The organism is Halolactibacillus halophilus (assembly GCF_900115605.1).
Classification (GTDB): Bacteria; Bacillota; Bacilli; order Bacillales; family Amphibacillaceae; genus Halolactibacillus; species Halolactibacillus halophilus.
Map to the genome: position 1 here is coordinate 1 of NZ_FOXC01000038.1, position 20,535 is coordinate 20,535.

Annotated in this window: 18 protein-coding genes; 13 read left to right on the plus strand and 5 right to left on the minus strand. The window is 39.1% G+C overall.

The annotated features are described in order from the left end of the window. The first annotated feature begins 211 nt into the window (after positions 1-211). The gene (locus BM098_RS11110) at positions 212-844 is read left to right on the plus strand and encodes a redox-sensing transcriptional repressor Rex (protein WP_089833332.1); all 633 of its coding nucleotides are present in this window, start codon (positions 212-214) and stop codon (positions 842-844) included. Positions 845-965: 121 nt separating this feature from the next. On the opposite strand, the gene BM098_RS11115 is transcribed toward BM098_RS11110, so the two are convergent. Next, complete coding sequence (locus tag BM098_RS11115) at positions 966-1,175, minus strand: YdiK family protein (RefSeq protein ID WP_089833334.1); 210 nt, start codon at positions 1,173-1,175, stop codon at positions 966-968. A 4-nt stretch (positions 1,176-1,179) separates the two neighbouring features. Beyond that, positions 1,180-1,899 (minus strand): CPBP family intramembrane glutamic endopeptidase, encoded by a 720-nt coding sequence (locus tag BM098_RS11120; protein ID WP_089833336.1) that lies wholly within the window; start codon positions 1,897-1,899, stop codon positions 1,180-1,182. 230 nt (positions 1,900-2,129) lie between these two features. Here BM098_RS11120 and groES point away from each other — a divergent pair, with 230 nt between their 5' ends. After that, positions 2,130-2,414, plus strand: a complete 285-nt coding sequence (groES, locus tag BM098_RS11125) for a co-chaperone GroES (RefSeq protein ID WP_089833338.1) — start codon at positions 2,130-2,132, stop codon at positions 2,412-2,414. 63 nt (positions 2,415-2,477) lie between these two features. After that, complete coding sequence (groL, locus tag BM098_RS11130; RefSeq protein WP_089833339.1) at positions 2,478-4,103, plus strand: chaperonin GroEL; 1,626 nt, start codon at positions 2,478-2,480, stop codon at positions 4,101-4,103. A gap of 108 nt (positions 4,104-4,211) precedes the next feature. Here groL and BM098_RS11135 read toward each other — a convergent pair whose 3' ends face one another. Next, complete coding sequence (locus BM098_RS11135; RefSeq protein WP_089833341.1) at positions 4,212-4,889, minus strand: class F sortase; 678 nt, start codon at positions 4,887-4,889, stop codon at positions 4,212-4,214. Next, the gene (locus BM098_RS11140; RefSeq protein ID WP_089833343.1) at positions 4,873-5,667 is read right to left on the minus strand and encodes a DUF4397 domain-containing protein; all 795 of its coding nucleotides are present in this window, start codon (positions 5,665-5,667) and stop codon (positions 4,873-4,875) included. The genes BM098_RS11135 and BM098_RS11140 overlap by 17 nt, the downstream gene beginning before the upstream one ends. Before the next feature lie 516 nt (positions 5,668-6,183). Here BM098_RS11140 and BM098_RS11145 point away from each other — a divergent pair. The 3 genes from BM098_RS11145 to BM098_RS11155 all read left to right on the plus strand — a co-directional run bounded on the left by BM098_RS11145 (position 6,184) and on the right by BM098_RS11155 (position 11,701). After that, positions 6,184-7,689: an amidase family protein gene (locus tag BM098_RS11145; protein ID WP_089833345.1), complete on the plus strand. Its 1,506-nt coding sequence runs from the start codon at positions 6,184-6,186 to the stop codon at positions 7,687-7,689. A 98-nt stretch (positions 7,690-7,787) separates the two neighbouring features. Beyond that, positions 7,788-9,695 carry a BglG family transcription antiterminator gene (locus tag BM098_RS11150; RefSeq protein WP_089833347.1) on the plus strand — a complete coding sequence of 636 codons (1,908 nt, stop codon included), beginning with the start codon at positions 7,788-7,790 and terminating at the stop codon, positions 9,693-9,695. A gap of 89 nt (positions 9,696-9,784) precedes the next feature. Beyond that, a complete protein-coding gene (locus BM098_RS11155; protein WP_089833349.1) occupies positions 9,785-11,701 on the plus strand; it encodes a PTS fructose transporter subunit IIABC in 1,917 nt (638 codons plus the stop codon). Positions 11,702-11,768: 67 nt separating this feature from the next. Here BM098_RS11155 and BM098_RS11160 read toward each other — a convergent pair whose 3' ends face one another. After that, entirely contained in the window at positions 11,769-12,335 is a 567-nt protein-coding gene (locus tag BM098_RS11160) for a TVP38/TMEM64 family protein (protein WP_089833351.1), read from the minus strand. A 167-nt stretch (positions 12,336-12,502) separates the two neighbouring features. Here BM098_RS11160 and ung point away from each other — a divergent pair, with 167 nt between their 5' ends. The 7 genes from ung (at position 12,503) to BM098_RS11195 (ending at position 20,257) form a co-directional block, all read left to right on the plus strand. After that, positions 12,503-13,204: a uracil-DNA glycosylase gene (ung, locus tag BM098_RS11165; RefSeq protein WP_089833353.1), complete on the plus strand. Its 702-nt coding sequence runs from the start codon at positions 12,503-12,505 to the stop codon at positions 13,202-13,204. Positions 13,205-13,252: 48 nt separating this feature from the next. Then, positions 13,253-13,531 carry a phasin family protein gene (locus BM098_RS11170; protein ID WP_089833355.1) on the plus strand — a complete coding sequence of 93 codons (279 nt, stop codon included), beginning with the start codon at positions 13,253-13,255 and terminating at the stop codon, positions 13,529-13,531. 22 nt (positions 13,532-13,553) lie between these two features. Then, positions 13,554-15,236, plus strand: a complete 1,683-nt coding sequence (locus BM098_RS11175) for an ABC1 kinase family protein (RefSeq protein ID WP_089833357.1) — start codon at positions 13,554-13,556, stop codon at positions 15,234-15,236. Between the two features lie 109 nt (positions 15,237-15,345). Beyond that, a complete protein-coding gene (locus tag BM098_RS11180; protein ID WP_159430175.1) occupies positions 15,346-16,782 on the plus strand; it encodes a gluconokinase in 1,437 nt (478 codons plus the stop codon). A 202-nt stretch (positions 16,783-16,984) separates the two neighbouring features. Further along, positions 16,985-17,893, plus strand: a complete 909-nt coding sequence (locus BM098_RS11185) for an AEC family transporter (RefSeq protein ID WP_234987490.1) — start codon at positions 16,985-16,987, stop codon at positions 17,891-17,893. Positions 17,894-17,983: 90 nt separating this feature from the next. Beyond that, positions 17,984-19,180: a class I SAM-dependent rRNA methyltransferase gene (locus BM098_RS11190; protein ID WP_089833363.1), complete on the plus strand. Its 1,197-nt coding sequence runs from the start codon at positions 17,984-17,986 to the stop codon at positions 19,178-19,180. A gap of 198 nt (positions 19,181-19,378) precedes the next feature. Then, entirely contained in the window at positions 19,379-20,257 is an 879-nt protein-coding gene (locus BM098_RS11195; RefSeq protein ID WP_159430176.1) for a PD-(D/E)XK nuclease family transposase, read from the plus strand. The last annotated feature ends 278 nt before the right edge of the window (positions 20,258-20,535 follow it).

The following is a 20,535-nucleotide window of genomic DNA, read 5'->3' on the forward strand; positions in this document are numbered from 1 at the left end:
GTTGTTTGGTAACTCTATTCTACAAAAAGAGGCTTCCTTTTTCCATGCTCAAAAACGAGTCAAAGGTCGTTTACACAAAATATTGTACACTATCATATGTTTTTTTTGGTACACTAAGGATAGAGATAAAAAAAGATAATAAACACCTATAAGTGATTGATATAGACATACTGCGACTTGGGATAGATTTTAGTAAAAGAGGAGAATGACAATGGCATCACAAAACAAAATTCCACAAGCAACCGCAAAACGGTTACCACTGTATTATCGGTTCTTAAACAATTTACATTTAAAAGGAAAAACGCGTGTATCTTCTAAAGAGTTATCTGAGGCAGTCAAAGTTGATTCAGCGACGATTCGTCGTGACTTTTCATATTTTGGTGCGCTCGGTAAAAAAGGATATGGCTATAATGTTGAATACCTACTCGGTTTCTTTAGAAAGACCCTCGATCAAGATGAAACGACAAAAGTGGCGTTGATTGGGGTAGGTAATTTAGGGACAGCTTTTTTACACTACAACTTCACTAAAAATAATAATACGAAAATTGAAATGGCTTTTGATCTTGATCCAAATAAAGTTGGCACAGAGGCAGGTGGTGTGCCGATTTATTCAATCGATAATATGGAAGATCATTTAGAAGATGTACAAGCAGCGATTTTAACCGTACCTGGTACGGTTGCTCAAAATATTGCTGAACGTCTTGTGGCTTCTGGTATAACCGGTATTTTAAACTTCACACCGGCCCGTATCACTGTGCCTGCAGAAGTGCGTGTGCACCACATTGATTTATCAGTCGAATTACAATCATTGATTTACTTTATGAAGCACTATCCAAGTGTTTAATGTTGGAATAAGATAAATAAGAAAAGTTATGGTTCAATAATAAACAAACAAAAAGAACAACCCGACAAAGGTTGTTCTTTTTGTTTTGCGCAGATTGACATCGCATTCAGCGAAACACCCACTATTTTTTTTGATCTTTTTTCTTATTTTTAATCTTCACATGTAATTTAAATAAGCGATAACTCGCCCCTAGGTCAAAAGTAGCTAGTACGGTTAAGAAGATCGTCAATGGATTATAAACAGTGTCTTCAATTGATTCAAAGGCAAAATAGACGAATAATAAACCGATAAATAAATATAAATAAGCATGCATGAGTGGTGATATACGCATGATGTTACCCCCCAAATATAATAATCTGTAGTTGTTCGAATTGCTCGAGTAGCTCTTGTAGTTCGGCTGGTTGGAACGATAACTGAATAAGAACAACAATACTATTCATTGCTACGTGAGCAAAGATTGGAACGATAATTCGTTTTGTTTGGACATACAAGAAACTAAATACAAGTCCCATAATAAAATAAACGAGTAAATGTGTAAAGTCTGCATGGACAATCGCAAAAATAAACGAAGAAATAAAAGCAGCAATTAAAAAGTTCGTTCGTTTATTCATTTCTCCAAAAATAATCTTTCTAAAAATTAATTCTTCAAGAATCGGACCAATCACACTGACAACAATAATAAAAATAGGGAAATTAAATGCAATTGCCATAATTTCCATTGTGTTTTGTGATTGTTCAGTAATACCAAAGACAAGCTGCTGAATAATGTTAGCAAAAGCTTGACCTAAAAAAGCTAGAAAAACACCAGCAATCGACCAGATGATAGTGATTGGTAAATCTGTTGTTGCTGGGTGCCGTGGTAAATGACGTTCACGTTTTAGTAATAACAACGAAACAATCAGCGCCACGATAAAACTAAAGACTTGCCAATAGATTAACAACTGCTGGGTAAAACCATTGCTAAAATTTTGTAACTCAGCAAGCAATAAGACAAAATACGCAGAAAACTGCGCGAAGATATACGTTACGATGATGCCAATATAACGTTTCGGCATAATTTTTCACTCCTTCGTAAGACCAATATACGTATTCTACCACATTTTCGCGAGAACCTTAACTGATGTTATTTAAAACTAAAGACTAAAAAATATTTTAAAAAAGTTAATCAGAATACTTGAAAAAAGAACACGATTTCATTATTATAGGAATTGTGTTAGCACTCTTAAACGTCGAGTGCTAAAAATAACTTAAATAACTTTTTAAATAAATGGAGGAGGATTTCTAAATGCTTAAACCATTAGGAGATCGTGTCATTATTGAACGTATTGAAGAGGAAGCAAAAACAGCGAGCGGCATCATTGTGCCAGAGTCAGCAAAAGAAAAACCACAACAAGGCCGTGTGGTGGCAGTAGGTAAAGGCCGTATTGCCGATAATGGCAGTATCATCGCATTAGATGTAAAAGAAGAAGATAAAATCGTTTTCCAAAAGTATGCTGGTACGGAGTTAAAGCATGAAGGCAAAGACTACCTTATTCTACGTGAAGACGATATCTTAGCGATTATTGGTTAATAACCAATCTATAAAGAAGGTCAAAAGAAATATTTCAAGAAACATTTAAGGAGGAATTTTACGATGGCAAAAGAAATTAAATTTAGTGAAGACGCACGCCGTTCGATGATGCGTGGTGTTGATACATTAGCAAATGCAGTAAAAGTAACACTTGGACCTAAAGGGCGTAACGTTGTGTTAGATAAAAAATTTGGTGCACCACTGATCACCAATGATGGTGTCACCATCGCGAAAGAAATTGAATTAGAAGATAAGTTTGAAAACATGGGAGCGCAATTGGTACAAGAAGTCGCCTCACAAACAAATGATGTGGCTGGTGATGGTACAACAACCGCAACAGTACTCGCACAATCAATGATTCAAGAAGGACTTAAAAACGTGGCTTCAGGTGCAAACCCAGTGGGCGTACGTCGTGGGATTGAAAAAGCAGTGAAAGTTGCGATTGAAGAATTACAAGCGATCTCTAAGCCAATTGAAGGGAAAGATTCGATTGCTCAGGTCGCATCAATTTCAGCGGCTGATGAGGAAGTGGGTCAGCTAATCGCAGAAGCGATGGAACGTGTAGGTAACGATGGGGTCATTACGATTGAAGAATCAAAAGGATTCTCAACCGAACTTGAGGTTGTTGAAGGTATGCAGTTTGATCGTGGTTACCAATCACCCTACATGGTATCAGACCAAGATAAAATGGAAGCTGTTTTAGAAGATCCTTATATCTTAGTGACAGATAAAAAGATTAATACGATCCAAGATGTGTTACCAGTGTTAGAACAAGTTGTTCAACAAGGTAAACCACTCTTACTTATTTCTGAAGATGTTGAAGGCGAAGCCCTTGCCACATTAGTTGTGAATAAGTTACGCGGTACCTTTAATGCTGTGGCGGTTAAAGCACCAGGCTTTGGTGACCGTCGTAAGGCGATGTTAGAAGATATTGCGGCGCTTACAGGTGCAGAAGTCATCACAGAAGATTTAGGTCTTGACCTTAAGAGTACAACGATTGATCAATTAGGTCGTGCATCTAAAGTGGTTGTTACTAAGGAAAATACAACGGTCGTTGAAGGTGCTGGTAAACCAGAAGTGATAAGCTCACGTGTTCAACAAATCCGTAGCCAAATTGAAGAAACAACGTCTGAATTTGATCGTGAAAAATTACAAGAACGCCTAGCAAAATTAGCTGGTGGTGTGGCTGTTGTTAAAGTTGGGGCAGCAACAGAAACAGAACTTAAAGAACGGAAATTACGCATCGAAGACGCTTTAAACTCAACCCGTGCAGCTGTGGAAGAAGGTATTGTTGCAGGTGGTGGTACAGCCCTTATGAACGTTTATAACAGTGTGAAAGCACTTGACTTAGTCGGTGATGAAGCAACGGGTGCAAGCATTGTCTTGCGTTCACTTGAAGCACCTGTACGTCAAATCGCGATTAACGCCGGTCTTGAAGGTTCTATCATCGTTGAACGTCTAAAAGGCGAAGCGGTTGGTATGGGTTATAACGCGGCAACTAATGAATGGGTAAACATGATTGAAGAGGGTATTGTTGACCCGACGAAAGTCACTCGTTCAGCACTACAAAATGCAGCTTCAGTAGCGGCAATGTTCTTAACGACAGAAGCCGTTGTCGCAGAAATCCCTGAAGACAACGCTGGACCTGATATGAGCGGTGGCATGGGCGGCATGCCGGGCATGATGTAAGATAGTTGTTTACGCAAGAATAAAGCAAAAATAAGAAAAGCCAGATTACAGCAATGATGCTGTCGTCTGGCTTTTCCTTTATGCAAAAAATGCGGTTACTTTTTGAATTTAGTCCATTTGTTCAGTAAAAACGACAAGCCGCTCACCATGTGTGCCAGCATTTTGATCAAATTCACCGATACACGTAATCAAGTTTAAGCGTTGTTTACTGGTGGGGCCAAAAACATCATCAAGTGCTGTCGTGTCATAAGGATAACGCTTCTTATCAACGACAACAAATTGACGCGTGTCGCCAGTATCATCTGTAATCGTCACCGTATCACCTGGTTCTAGTTTATCGAGATCATAAAAAACACTTGGACCATTACGATAATTAACATGGCCAGCAATGACGGCTTGGCCTTGTGCACCTGGTTTTGATCCATATTTATACCAACCGACATAATCAGGATTCTCAGGTACCCCCATTTGATTATTGGCTGTTTCACCTACAAATTCAACGGATGTATCAACATTAATTTTAGGGATCATCAGTTGTGCTGGCACAATGCCAATAGGGCCAGACTGAATGGGGTCAAGTGTTACTTTTCGTGATTCACCAAAGCCATTAGACCGGTACAAGTGAATCGATTTAAAGTGAGGCGTGAAGCTATCATCAATGACAGCTTCACGCACGTTAATTAATGGATTAGCTTGTATTTGATAAGCATTGATCCCAACGTGACCAAAACTAATAAGGGTGACTAAGCTTAAACCGATAACGATAAGCTTATCGCTTAATCGCACGACGTTTTGTTACAAATAATCCTAATGCCCCAAGTGATAATACACCTACAAGCAATGGCAAGGTCATTGATGTTGTTGTTTCAGAACCAGTTTGTGGCATCGCCTCTGGTGCCATTTCGGCATCGTCAACTACAAGGACAACATCGAGTGAGCTTGGATCAGCTCCAACAGCATAAGCGTTATAAATTTTATTTGCTTCAAGTGTCGTACCCGATAAATCAAGGACTTGGTCAGTCGTACCTGCTGCACGTATTTCTAAATCATACGTTCCAGGGTCAAGGGTTAAGTAATCTGTTACTGCAAAGAACTCAGCACCTTCAACAAGGGCATCGCCACCGATTAAACCAACATCTACAGCGGGGCTACCAGGAGAAAGGTGACCAATGCGAATGTTTGCTTTTCCTTCGTCAACAGTTAAGTCATCGACAAATGCTTCTAATCGGAAACCATCTTCAAGTAAACCAACAGCTGCAACAGTGTAACGTGTATTCGCTTCGACAGCTACTTCTTGTTCATAGACAGCTTCGTCTGAACCTGTCGCATGAATGGCGATTTGATAGCTACCCTCTTCTAATTCTAGGTAACCGGTAATGTCTTTAAAGCTAGCATTCTCAACAGCAACCTCACCATTAACATAAACATCAACAGCAGGTGCATCTGGTGAAGCGTGAAGGACACGGACCATTGCGTGATGTCCATCGGCAAAAACAGGGAGTTGTAAAAGCGACAAGAGTAGAACGACAAGTGATAAAATAACGAGACCTTTCGTTTTCTTCATTTTTTTCCTCTCCTTTTCAGAATGTGTTGTAAACGATTGTGGTTTACATTACTCTTAATACCATCATATTTTGAATTCAAAACATTTATTGCGTGATTCATGTAAAGATGAGTGTATAGACATATGTTTGAGGGAGTTTAATGGTTAAACAATAAATCTAAAGTTATACAAAAGTATGTATATATAAATGTAAAAAAATTCATTCAATTATATTAGAAGAATATCAGCTACACAAATATGCCAGTCAAAGAGGACTGAAAGTCGTTGGAAAACGTGCTAACAGACCGAATGTAAACAGAATGCAAGTATGCTGTAGTCACTATTTTTTTGTCGTTATGATTTTTCTTTCGTTTTTAGATCATATAGAAAGATACAGAAGTGGTAAGGTGGCTTTTGTTTCTTTCACCACTTATTGATCAAGGACTAACGAAGTTACTCAAAGTTCGTTATACTAGTAGAGAAGCATTATTTTCATCGTCATCAACATAATCATTACAAGAAAAGAGGCTATGGTCAATGGATTTCAAACAATATCAAACATATGATGCGACAGGCTTGGCTGCCTTAGTAAAACAAAAACAGGTTTCACCTGCAGAATTATTGAAGGTAAGTATGGAACGGATTCAAGCTGTCAATCCGCGAGTAAATGCGGTAGTAAGAACGAGAGAAAAGAGGGCATTAGAAGAAATCGCTCAATTACATCCTTCCTCTCCTCTTTACGGGGTCCCGTTCTTAGCAAAGAATATTTCACAAGCCATCAAGGGTGAGGTGCTAAGCTCAGGTTCAGGTCTATTAGAAAAAAATCAGCAGCAGCGAGATAGCCATTACATAACGAAAGTAAGACAAGCTGGATTTCAACTACTAGGTCATACGAATACACCGGAGTTTGGTTTAAAAAATATTACTGAACCGGATTATTACGGGCCAACTCGCCATCCGATGAATCTTAACCATTCACCAGGAGGGTCGAGTGGTGGAGCGGCGAGTGCGATTGTTTCGGGGATGGTGCCACTGGCAGGCGCGAGTGACGGGGGTGGTTCGATTCGAATCCCGGCTGGATTTACCGGACTTGTAGGTCTAAAACCAACCCGGGGGCGTACACCAGTAGGACCGGGAACGGGGCGACAATGGCAAGGAGCCTCCATCGATTTTGTGTTAAGTAAGACGGTGAGGGATACAGCTCTTATGCTTGATCAGTTACAAGTGTATCAGCCAGAAGCGGCTTTTAATGTCCCATTATATGACGGTAAGTATATTGAAACTTGTCGCGAGCCAATCAAAGAACCGTTAAAGATTGCTTATTCGGTCCATTCCCCTGTAGGTACACCCGTCAGTGAAAAGGCGAAGGAAGCGGTACTTAAAACAGCAGCCTTACTCAGTGAATGGGGGCATGATGTGGAAGAACAAGCGCCGCCGATTAATGGCGTTGATTTAATGCAGCACTATTATGTGATGAACGCAGGTGAAATGAATAAAGTCATCAGCCAGTTAGAACATGGATGGCAAAAAAACATCATCCAAGAAGACATAGATCTATTCACATATGCCCTACATGAAACAGGTAAAGTGATCACTGCTGCTGATTATAGTCAAAGTTTAGATGAATGGGACGAGGCAAGCCGCAAGATGCATGACTTTCACGACACCTATGACCTTTATTTAACACCAACGAATGCTTTTCAAGCGCCTGAAATCGGCACACTAACACCATCTGATTCAATGGTGCATCAGATTAAAACAATATCTTCCTTACCAAAAGATAAACGTTTGGCACTTGTTTATGAGATGTTTTTACCGAGTTTAACGTATACACCCTTTACCCAACTCGCAAATTTAACCGGACAGCCTGCGGTGAGTTTACCGTTAGGTATGAGTGATGATCAGTTACCACTTGGTTGTCAGTTCATGGCACCAAAAGGATGCGAAGATGTGTTGTTGCGCTTAAGCTTCCAGTTGGAACAATCACCTCTTTGGCAAGCATCTACTGTACCTATTATAAAAAAGAAAACACTTGCAAGATAAGGTTTTTACTGGCTATGATAAGAGTACAACATATGATAAACACATATCAGTAAGCTTCAACGAGGAATAGTCGGAAATCAAAGGAAAGGAGGGACAAAATGAACGAACGTCAACAGTTGCTATTAGAGTTGCTCCTTGCTGCGCCTAAAACGTATCAGCCTACGAAAGTATTAGCTGAAAAACTAGCGTGCTCGGAGCGAACGGTTAGAAATGATTTAAGTGTACTAGAAGAAAAGTGTGAAGAAGAAGCGTGGTTTACGCTTTTAAGAGAACCCGGTAAAGGTATTAGTCTATCAGTCAGTGATGAGATAGCAAAGCAACGCTACCTTCAAACAAGTGCAAAAGAGAATGAGCTGACCGCTGGGTCGATGGCGCTCATTGGTTTTGATCTCTTAATGGCAACAGAGCCAACACCAATGTCACAATTAAAACAGCGCTACTATCTATCGTCGACGCATTTAAGGACGCTGATTGATGAGCTCATCGAGTGGTTACATCCTTTTGATATTGAACTATCTGCCAAGCCACGCGTAGGGCTTACGATTGTTGGGAGTGAAGTGAATAAACGCCGGGCTCTTGCTGCCTTACCACACGAAGCGGGGCGGAGTAGTTTAATTGAGAATGAAATGCGCTCGTATGAGGTGAATGCCTTAAAACATATTTTGATGAGCTTCAGTGAAGATTATGCGCTGTCATTTACTGATGAAAGTATTCAGCGATTGGTTATCCACATTTTATTGATGATTAAACGGGTGAAGCTAAAACAAGCGTTACAGTTACCAGAAGAAGATATCCTATCAATACAACAGCATCCTGTTTATCCAACAATTCTTGAGTTAAGACAATCAATAGAATCTTTGTTTTCGCTTGTTTTAAAAGATGCTGAAGTTGTCTATTTAGCGATGCATATTCTTGGTTCGAAACTTAATCAGCCGATTGACTCTGAAGAATTTCTCCAATTGGAGGGTGAAAAACAAGCCGAACAATTAACAGCACTTCTCATAGAACAACTATCTAAAAAAACGATGATGGATTTTAAAGAAGATCGCCATTTACATGAAGGGTTACAGGTCCATGTTTATGCGGCCGTCCACCGCTTGCGGTATGATTTACCGGTCAATAATCCACTGACAAAAGAAATTAAACAATTGTATCCATTTTTATTTGATTTGTTAATTGAGGTTGTGACTGACTTAGAACCAACGCTTGGGTTTCTCATTCCAGAAGCAGAGGTGGCTTATTTAACCTTGCATTTTCAAGCAGCACTTGAGCGTTTAGACAAAGACCAACCGAGAGAACTTTCGGTTGTGGTCGTCTGTCACATGGGCATTGGGGTCTCAGAAATATTAAAAGCGCGACTGATGCGAGCTTTTCCAACGCTAGTGATTAAAGCAACGGTACCAGAACGGGCGTTAAACGTCTATCTTAAAAAAGAACCCATTGATTTGATTGTTTCAACAGTGCCTTTAGCACTTAAAACACCACCAAGTGTGATTGTGTCCCCTTTACTTAATGAAGATGATCAAGCGAATTTAAGAATGTGGGCAGACAAAGTGGAACGAGATCACGTCCATAAGCCAATCTCATTAAAAACATATATTCATCCAGGCTTTATTTTTATTCATCAATCATTTGAACACCCGTATGAATTAATTGAGTATGTGACGAACCGGATGTTACAAGCGGGGGTTGTAGAGAAAGAATATCCGCATCAAGCATTATTACGCGAACGAAAAGCATCAACTGCGATTGGTGGCGGTATTAGTATTCCTCACGGTGATCCGCGCTATGTGAAGCAGTCAACGATTGCATTGATCACTTTAAAGGAACCGATGAACTGGGAAGGTGAAGCCGTGTCGCTCGTCTTTATGTTAGCGTTAAGAGAAGAAGATAAAGCTAAACACCGGGCGATTTATCAACAGCTTGGTCTGTTAACAGAACAACAGGAGAAACAAGCCCATATATTAGCCCAAACATCGATTAAGAATGTTTTAAATAATTTATAATTGCCGGAAACCCGGCAATTATTTTTTTAGTTAACCGTCACGTTTCGGGCTATACTATAGTTAGAACGAATCACAAGGAGGGAATAATGATGAAGTTGGTAGCGATTACATCATGTCCAAATGGGATAGCCCACACGTACATGGCAGCGGAAAACTTAGAAAAAGCCGCCGCAAAATTAGGTGTGGAAATCAAAGTTGAAACACAAGGAGGCGTAGGAGCGGAAAACGTCCTGACAGAACAAGACATCAGAGAAGCAGATGGTGTGATTATTGCGGCAGATAGAGCCGTTGACAAAGCACGGTTTGTAGGAAAGCGTTTAATTAACACGGGTGTTCAAGATGGGATTAGAAAACCAGAAGAATTAATTAATCGGTTTGAAAAAGGCAATGTGAGTACGTATCGCGGGACAGGAAAAGAAGAACAAACGTCAAATGAGAGTAAACAAAATCCGATTTACCGTCACTTAATGAATGGGGTATCGTTTATGGTACCATTTATCGTTGTTGGTGGTTTATTGATTGCCCTGGCGTTAACGATTGGCGGGGAACCAACAGAAGCAGGCCTGCAAATTCCAGAAGATTCGATTTGGAAAACGATCGAAGCGATTGGTGGGGCATCTTTTGGTTTTATGGTGCCAATCCTTGCCGGATATATTGCTTATAGTATTGCCGACAAACCAGGTCTTGCTCCTGGTATGATTGGTGGCTTTATCGCCGCAAATGGTAGCTTTTATAACTCAGAAGCGAGCGCTGGATTTTTAGGCGGGATCTTTGCTGGTTTTATCGCTGGTTATGCAGCACTTTGGATTAAGAAAATTAAAGTACCAAAAATGGTTCAACCGATTATGCCGATTATTATTATTCCACTGGCAGCGTCACTGATTGTCGCTCTTATCTTTGTTTTATTAATCGGTGCACCAGTGGCTCAAGTATTTGAATCACTCACAACATGGCTAAGTGGTATGCAGGGATCGAGTGAAATTTTCTTAGCACTTATTCTTGGAGCCATGATTGCCTTTGATATGGGTGGACCGGTTAACAAGGTTGCCTTTTTGTTTGGTTCAGCGATGATTGTTGAAGGAAACTACGAAATTATGGGGCCAATTGCAGCAGCGATTGCGATTCCACCGATTGGTATGGGACTTGCAACCTTTATGTTTAAAGATAAATTTTTACCAGAACAACGTGAAACAGGTAAAGCGTCGATTACGATGGGATTCTTCGGCATAACTGAAGGGGCGATTCCGTTCGCCGCACAAGATCCATTGCGCGTTATTCCAAGTATTATGATTGGCTCGATGGTAGGTTCTGTGATTGCGATGGTATCAAACGTTGGGAACCGTGTTGCTCACGGTGGACCAATTGTTGGTTTACTCGGTGCGGTAAGCAATGTCATGATGTTCTTTGTGGCGATTGCTGTTGGGGCGATCGTTGTTGCGCTGATGATTAAAGTCTTGAAAAAAGATGTTGAATTAGCAACCGTTCCACCGGTACCAAATATGCCGGTAGACGAAACACCAGTGAAAGCATCAAACAAAACAACGGACATTACTAAGTTAACCAATCTTACAACAAAACAACTGATCGATGTAGATAGTAAACAATCAACACGTGATGATATGATTGATGCGATGATTAAAGATTTAGTAAAAGATGGCGCCGTAACCGATCACACTGCGTTTAAAGAAGCGATAATGGCTCGTGAAAGTGAATCGACAACAGGTATTGGAATGGAAGTTGCGATTCCTCACGGGAAATCAGATGCGGTGACTGAACCACGGATTGCATTTTATATTAGTAAAGACGGGGTGGATTGGTCAAGTCTAGACGGCACATTATCAAAACTGATCTTTATGATTGCTGTACCAAAAGCTCAAGCTGGCGACCAGCACTTAAAAATCTTGCAATTACTGTCACGCAAGTTAATGGATGACACGTTTAGAGAAAAATTAATTAAAGCGGAATCAAAAGAAGAAGCGTATCGTTTATTAGAAGAGATTAAATAATCTCTTTCACTCAGATTCGCGTTAAAATGAATAGGTATAAAAAAGAAGGCCAATAGGGCCTTCTTTTTTAGGTTGACGTTAATAATTGTTTGATTTTTTGTCGCGTATCTTTTCTGACGAGATAAGAAATGGTTAAAATCAACAGAACAAGGATTGTCATTACTTTCGGAGAAAATTGGGCGACAGATTGTCCGATAATGGTATAAATCAGTGCCATTGGGATCGCGGTATAGAGTGAGAGTGTATTATATTGGCGTAAGTCTGTTGCTTGTTCATAAATCAAAAAACTAAGCAAGTGATAATGAATAAATGGAACAAGTCGTAATAACATGATTTGTTGTTTGGTGACGTGTCGTTGTTCACCAAATAATTTATGCTTCATTTGGATCAACCGTTTTGTAAACCAAGGCATTTTTTCTGCCAAATAATAAAAAATCATACTCGATAACATTAAGCCAATCACTGAAAGAATCGTACCATGTATAAATCCGAAGATGACCCCACCGGTCATTAATATAAGGATGACTGGAATGAAAAGTATCGGTCGCACCACATGAATCAGAATAAATAGAAATGAAGCGATGAGTAAGTGTGATTCTTTAATGGTAAGAATCCATTGTTCCAGTTGTTCCATAAATGATGCGCTCCTTCCTTTTTGAAAGTTTTACTATACAACCTTTCTATTATAACAGACAGATTATACTTTTAGAAAACATTCCTACTTGAACAGTACTGAGTAAAGACAGATGTGCTCGCTAAAAGTGAGATGAAAGATATGATACAATATAATGTAATGAAGCTATGACAGATGTAAAGGAAGTGAAAACATTGGCACTTTTAGACACCATTACAACCGACTGGAAAGAGCTGTTAGCTACGCGTGTAGATCAGACGCACTTCGACAAACTAGAGCATTATTTAAACGCACGTTCAAAAGAAGCAACAATTTATCCACCAAGAGAAGTAATCTTTCAGGCGCTTAATTTGACGCCTTTTCATGAAGTAAAAGTTATTATTTTAGGGCAAGACCCATACCACGGACCAAACCAATCACATGGTTTAGCTTTTTCTGTGCAAGAAGGGATTAAATTACCACCGTCATTAAGAAATATTTTTAAAGAATTACATGATGATTTAGGTTGCTCTGTTCCTGATTCAGGTGACTTAACCGCCTGGGCAAAACAAGGGGTATTATTATTAAATACAGTACTGACGGTAGAGGAAAAGGCAGCCGGTAGTCATCAAAAAATTGGCTGGGAACGAGTGACAGATACTATCATCGATGTATTAAACGAGAAAGAGACACCAGTGATATATATGTTGTGGGGGAAACCAGCCCAAAGTAAAATCAAGCGCATTGACTCGCGTCATAAAATATTAACTGCCCCACATCCAAGTCCTTTATCTAGTTACCGCGGCTTTTTCGGCAGTCAGCCTTTTAGTCAGGCGAATCAGCTCTTAAAAGCGAATGAGAAATCAGCGATTGATTGGTGTTTAGTTTAATCGATTGAGGGAAAATATTAAGTAGACTAAACACAAGGAGTGAGTGATATGGCAGATTTATTCAAAAAAGGATTAGCTGTTGGTTTAGGCCTAGCACAAACAGGCGTGGAACAGGCAGAAAAGGCAATCAATCAACTCGTAGAAAAAGGAGAGATGACTAAAACAGAAGCCAAAGAATTTTTTGATCAGTATTATGAAAAGGGTGAGGATACCCAAAATAAGACGCTGAACAAGTTAAACATTGCGACAAAAGAAGACATGAAGAAAATAGAGGCGCGTCTAGCCGTTGTGGAACAACGGTTAAATGATTTAACGAGTGAGGACTAACAAAGAGAAAGGGTGATGACAGTTGATTGGAAAACATATGCGACATCTAAATCGATACAAAGATATTGTCATTGCCTTTTCACGTAATGGGCTCGGGTATGTCATTAAAGACCTCGGGCTCAATGATTTACATATTTTACCTAAAAAAACGATGTTAAAAAAAGAGAAACAAGGCGCAGAACGAAAGACATTAGGCATCCGAATTCGTCGTATCTTAGAAGAACTTGGTCCGACGTTCATCAAACTTGGACAAGTGATGAGTACCCGGCCCGACCTTTTCCCGGAAGATGTGATTTTTGAGTTGGAAAAATTACAGTCACACGTCCCTCATTTTCCGTATAGTCAAGTGAAAACAATCATCGAAGAAGAACTGGACCAAGCGCTATTCAACGTCTTTGATGTGTTTGATGAAACGCCACTTGCTGCGGCTTCGATTGGTCAAGTGCATCGCGCAGTTCTCTTAACAGGGGAAGAAGTGGCAGTGAAAATACAACGCCCGGAAATCTCAAAAAAAATCGATATCGATTTTGATATTTTAATGGAGATGGCACAACTTGCCGAAATGCGTTTGGATTGGGCTAAACGCTATCAGTTAAAAGAAATTGTTGAAGAATTAAAAGAAACACTGAAGATGGAATTAGATTATACGATTGAAGCACATCATATGTCGAGAATTAAAGCACAATTCAGGCGTGATGCAGATATTTACATCCCAGACGCATATCACTACTATACGACCAAGCGTGTGCTGGTGATGGATTACGTTAGTGGAGAAAAATTAAAAGATATCATTGCGAGTGATACTAATGATGCGGTCAAGAAACGACTGGCTGAACAAATTGTCGATGCGACGTTTAAACAAGTATTAATCGATGGTTTTTTTCATGCCGATCCTCATCCTGGTAATATTATGTGTCTAGATGATGGCCGGCTAGTGCTACTGGATTTCGGTATGGTCGGACAATTATCACCAGAAATGAAACAATCCTTTTCTGAACTTGTGATTGCGATGACAAAAGAAGATACAAAGCAAATGGTCGCTGTCCTATTGGATATGGGAATGGCACCAGATGATATTAATAAAAAAGCACTGACCAATGATGTTGACCGCTTAATGATGAAATATTATCGGCAATCGTTGAAGGAAATTAGCCTGGCTGATGCGATTCGTGAGCTATTTCAAATTGCTTATAAGCATAAAATTGAACTGTCGAGTGATTTTACTTTACTAGGCAAGACAATCCTTACCTTAGAAGGCACAATTGAACAACTGGATCCTACCCTTAGTCTAGTTGAAATGGCTAAACCATTTGGTGAAAAATTATTACACGAGCGTTTTCGCCCTGATCACTTAATGGACCGGATGGTTGATCAGTGGCTTGATTGGTACGGGTTATGGCGCGATTTACCTGAGCAGTTAAAACAGCTACGGGCCATTGTGAAAAAAGGGAAAATCCACTTAGATATTTCACTGCCTGATATCAATCTTGTCTTAAAGAAGCTAGACCGAGTCAGTAACCAATTATCCTTTGCGATTATTTTGCTGGCCTTTAGCATTATTATGGTTGGACTAATTGTAGGGTCAGCACTAACAGGAGAAACGACCATTCTTTGGCGCTTACCAGTCATTGAAATTGGTTCATTTGTAGCAATTGGCATGTTCATTTGGCTCATTTATGCCATTTTTAAATCCGGACGATTTTAACGCACAACACACGATGTGCGTTTTTAGTTGATTTAAGGTAGAATAGGACAATAGAACTGACATTTAAAAAGACAAGCAAAAAGTACAGCGAGTGAAATGGGGGATGAAAATGCCAGTCACGATTGATGTTGGCACAACAGCGGTAAAAGTCTTACAATTTGATGTAGCGCAACAGATCATTAAACAGGAAAAAAAAGAATACGAGACTGTCTACGGTGATGGTGGTCGGGCTGAACAAGACCCGGATGTGATAGTTGAAGCGGTATTTCACTGTTTAAAAAAACTTAATCTAACAAATAAAGAGACATTGATTCTTTCTGGTGCTATGCATAGTCTTATGGCGGTTAATCAGGTTTTTCATAAACAAACCAATGTCATGATTTGGGCAGATCGTCGGGCTGATGAAGTGATTAAAACCTTTAAACAAACACCACAAGCAATGCTATTCTATAAGAGGACAAAAACCCCCATTCATCCAATGAGTCCGTTTGCCAAGCTATTATGGTTAAAAGAAACAAGCAGTGGGCAAACGTTAGATCAATCATTAGGGGATGTAATGTGGATTGATTTAAAAACCTACCTATGGTATAGGTTAACGAACTTTTGTGAACTTGATTATTCACTTGCTTCGGCCACTGGTTTATTTAACAGTGAGACATTGACGTATGACCAAGAAATTTTAAACTTTGTTGGGATAACAAAAGAGCAGCTACCTACGTTAGTTCCAGTCACACATACGCGTCATGTAACAACTGCTGTAAAACAGCGTCTTGGTTTTGATCATCAAGTGATGATTGGGTCGAGTGATGGGGTGTTAGCAAATATTTCTGAAGGATTACATACAAACGATGTCCATGTAACAATTGGGACAAGTGGCGCCATTCGGATGACAGTCAATAAACCATATACGGATACAGACGGACGCTTGTTTTGTTATTACTTGAATGATCATCACTGGGTGATTGGTGGAGCAGTTAACAATGGGGGGAATGTGCTAAATTGGCTCGATGACTTACTGTTTGATGGCATGGGTCACATTTATAGTTACATTGACCGCCTTGATTTTTCATCTTTTGATCCAGCACTTATTTTTATTCCACACCTTAACGGAGAAAGAGCGCCTTTTTGGGATACAGGTCGAACAGGATCGTTTCATGGGCTCAAAATGAGCCATAACAAAGCGGCGATTGTAAAAGCTGTGATTTATGGTGTGCTCTTTAATCTACGCCATGTGTTTGATACACTGCAACATGTGACTGGTAAGATTGAAGCGGTCTATCTGTCAGGGGGCTTTTTTAAAGTCCCGCAATTAAAAACATTGGTTAGTCAGGTTCTTAATGTGTCGGTCATTGAATCAACGACGTTAGAACAAACGAGCATGGGAGCCTTGCGCTTATTAGGTGAAAAAAAACGTAATGACAAGTTAAAGTATCAAACCATTACCCAACCACCATCAGAAGCCCTTAAGTTCTATTACAACAGTTACCGGAACTGCTTGCGGATGGTCAGTAGCAGTCAGTTGACGAATAATCTTAGCAAACATTAAAAAAGCTAGGGTATTTATATATACAAGTATCACTGGAGGTGAATGTTTTGTAGTGCATGATTTAACGAAAGAGGATGAGTGGCAATCCAACATGGATTAACGATCTCACTTTTTTAATTCGATGCAAGGAATCTTAGATTAGTACGCTGACATATACAGAAAAATCATTCATAAGGGGGTCACAATCATCGAAGCATTAATGATGATTTTAATTGATATCATTGCACCAATTTTCATTATGATTGGGCTAGGGTATCTTGTTCAGATAAAATTTAAATTAGATTTATCAACACTTGCGAAGTTAAATATTTATTTACTTGCACCAGGGTTTATCTTCAATAAGCTCTATCATACAGAATTAAATATAGAACTGTTTAGGACGGTGATTGGCTTCTTAATCGTCTTTGTCTTTATTTTATTTATTGTGAGTCAACTATTGGCGAAGTTGTTGCATTTGCCAAAAGAAAAACAAACGATTTTTACCAACAGTGGTATGTTTTTTAATTCGGGTAATTACGGGGTACCAGTCAATGATTTAGTGTTTCAAGGTGATCCGTTTGCAATGTCGATTCAAGTGTTGATGTTGACGTTTCAAAATATCTTTTTATTTTCTTATGGTATCTTCTCACTGAATAAAAACCAAAAGGGTAAACTACGTGCACTATTAGGATATTTCCGTATGCCAGTGTTATATGCACTACTAGCCGGAATTTTATTTAATTATTTTAATGTTGACTTACCAAATGTTATTATTGTTCCAACGGATTATATCGCTAACGCTATGGTAGCCTTTGCTTTAACAACATTAGGGGCACAGGTTGCTGTTATCAAAGTGAAATCGGCAATGATTGATGTGTATATGAGCTTACTGTTACGATTATTAATCGGACCGATGGTGGCATACCTCATCATTCTCGTCACTGGGTTAGATGGTGTGATGGCTCAGGCACTATTTATCGGTTCAGCTATGCCAACGTCAGTGAATAGTGCGATTATTGCACAAGAATACAGTAAATATAAAGACTACGCCTCACAAGTTGTTCTTGTGTCAACGTTGTTCAGTTCGGTGACAGTTAGTGTGATCATTTACTTATCTAGTTTCTTGTTCTAATGCGACTTAAAAGATGATTAGTCATACATTTGGCGTATCACGACATGAGAAAATAAAACATTATAATGACGAGACGAAAGAGGGGAACTTATGACAGAGACAGTAGCAATTCAAATCGATCATCGATTTGTAAAGCCATATTATGAAGGGTATCAACATATTCCAGAGTCACTAAGTCCAGCATTAAGAAATTTAAAAACAGAAGGGGTCTATATCGATTTGATGACACCTGAAGGTGTATTTATTGCGAGAGGCTATCATGGCCATCAAAATAAAGGATATGGTTGGGTCTTTACCCAAGATGCTTCTGTCTACTTAACGATAGAATTTCTTAGACAGTTGTTTAGTGATGCGATTGGAAAACGTCAAAAGCTTTTTCAAGATGAAGAGACAACAGCATTTCGATTATTTAACGGAGAAGGCGATCGTCTTGGTGGCGTCACCGTTGATTTATATAACGACTGTGCCCTTGTTCAGTGGTATAGTTTAGGTATTTATGAACACCGTGAACTTATTTTAGATGCATTAGAAGCTGTCTATCCGGTTAAAGCCATTTATCAGAAGAAGCGTTTCTGTGAGGGCGGAAAATACATGGACGCTGATGATTTTGTTAGAGGTGAACGGATCGAATTTCCGATTTTAGTCAAAGAGAATGGCGTCGTATTTAATATTGATTTAAATGATGGACCAATGACAGGGGTCTTTTTAGATCAGCGTGAAGTGAGGGAGCAGATTAGAGAACAGTACAGTAAAGGAAAGACAATGTTAAATGCCTTTTCTTATACCGGGGCTTTTTCTGTGTATGCGGCATTAGGTGGAGCTGATAAAACAACAAGTGTTGATTTAGCTAAGCGAAGCTTACCAATGACCATTGCACAATTCAGTGCGAACGGCATTGACTTTGAAGCACAAGAGATTCGAGTGATGGATGTTTTCAACTACTTTGACTATGCATTAAAGCATGCCTTGACTTATGACCTTGTTGTCCTTGACCCACCAAGTTTTGCCCGGTCTAAAAAACGCGTCTTCAGTGTACAAAAGGATTATGTCAAACTATTAGAACAAGCGCTACAGTTAACGAATGATAATGGCGTGATTGTTGCGTCAACGAACTATAGTGGCTTTGATATGAAAAAATTTAAGCAATTTATTAAACGTGCGTTCCATAATCAACATGCAACGTATAAAATTTTAGAAACATATACCCAGCCGGAAGATTTTCCTTACGATGCAAACTTTAAAGAAAGCCAGTACTTAAAAGTAGTCTTTATTAAAAAACTTAGTTAATTAACATCCTCTTACCTATCACCGATGGGATAAGGGGATTTTTAATTATGCCAGATGAAACATCAGAAAAAGCACAGGTAGCTTACTTAAATTTGAATACTTTGGATTATTTTGTTTGTTTTTGTGATAATATATACAAATAAAGCGTTTACAAAGTCATGGTTATGTGGTAATTTAAAGAAAAAAGGAGTGAGGAATTTGTCGAGTACAGCCCAATGTTCGTCCATCACTTTAGCTACTGTTGTTAATCATTTGTTTTGTCAGTCACTGTCGCATTCGCATCGTCGCCTTCGTTATTTTCTGAATAGTATTTTAAAGGAAACATTACATGGGACAATTAGTGAGATCGTCTACATTCATCAAAACGAAAGACCAGAAGATACCCACCATTTAGAAACGGAACTCCACGTTAAAGCTAGAACAACGAAACAAGAACATTTAGATATTTATCTTTATGTTAAACACGAGGCATACAGCAATCAATGTCAACTGTTTGAACACGCAACAAAGTATGAACAATTTACGATGCAGACACCTTTTCAACTCATTAAAAAAACTTACTTCATTAAATTAGTCAATTTTAATTTACTCCAAGAATATCCTCACTATCATACAATCTATCGGTATAAAGATTTTGAAACCCATACATCTCTAAGAGATGTAGAAGAGATGCATTATTTAGAGTTACCGAAGTTTAATGACCCCCACCTTGATTCCCCACTGCAGCGATGGATGGCTTTATTTAAACATATTCTCCAGTCTATGAACATTGAACTCCCTTTACCCGAGGTACTACAAAGCGATGCTCTTATTCATGAAAGTTATCAGCTTATTTCAGCATTACCCATGATGGAAAATGATGTCTCCTATCATCGGTCCCATACCAATCAAACCGGTCATGATCAAAAACTCCTAAGGCTCGGGAAACAAACTGGTGCATGGTCAGAAAGAAGACGCATTGCGATAGGAATGATCAGACATGGTTACGATTATCAATGCATTATGAGTCTAACGAGTATCAGCGAAAAACAATTAGACCAATTAGCGATGGATTTTTACCGTTATGATGAGCAGTAGCAAGTATGTGATCAGCCAAATATAAAAGTGTTGATAGCTTTCAATAGTTTTATACGATATTTAGATGCTTTTTAAATATTTATCGCATTAAGGCGATAAGACACCTTCCTCAAGTGCGTCAGCACTAGGTGGGTGATAAATCGTTTGTTTTGAATATTTTTGAAGTGACAAACATATATTCCGCATGGTATAATTAAAGCACTAACAATGACCGTCACAAAAAAAGAGAGGGTGTGTATCATGGGCATGAAGGCCATTTTTTCAAATCGCTTATATAA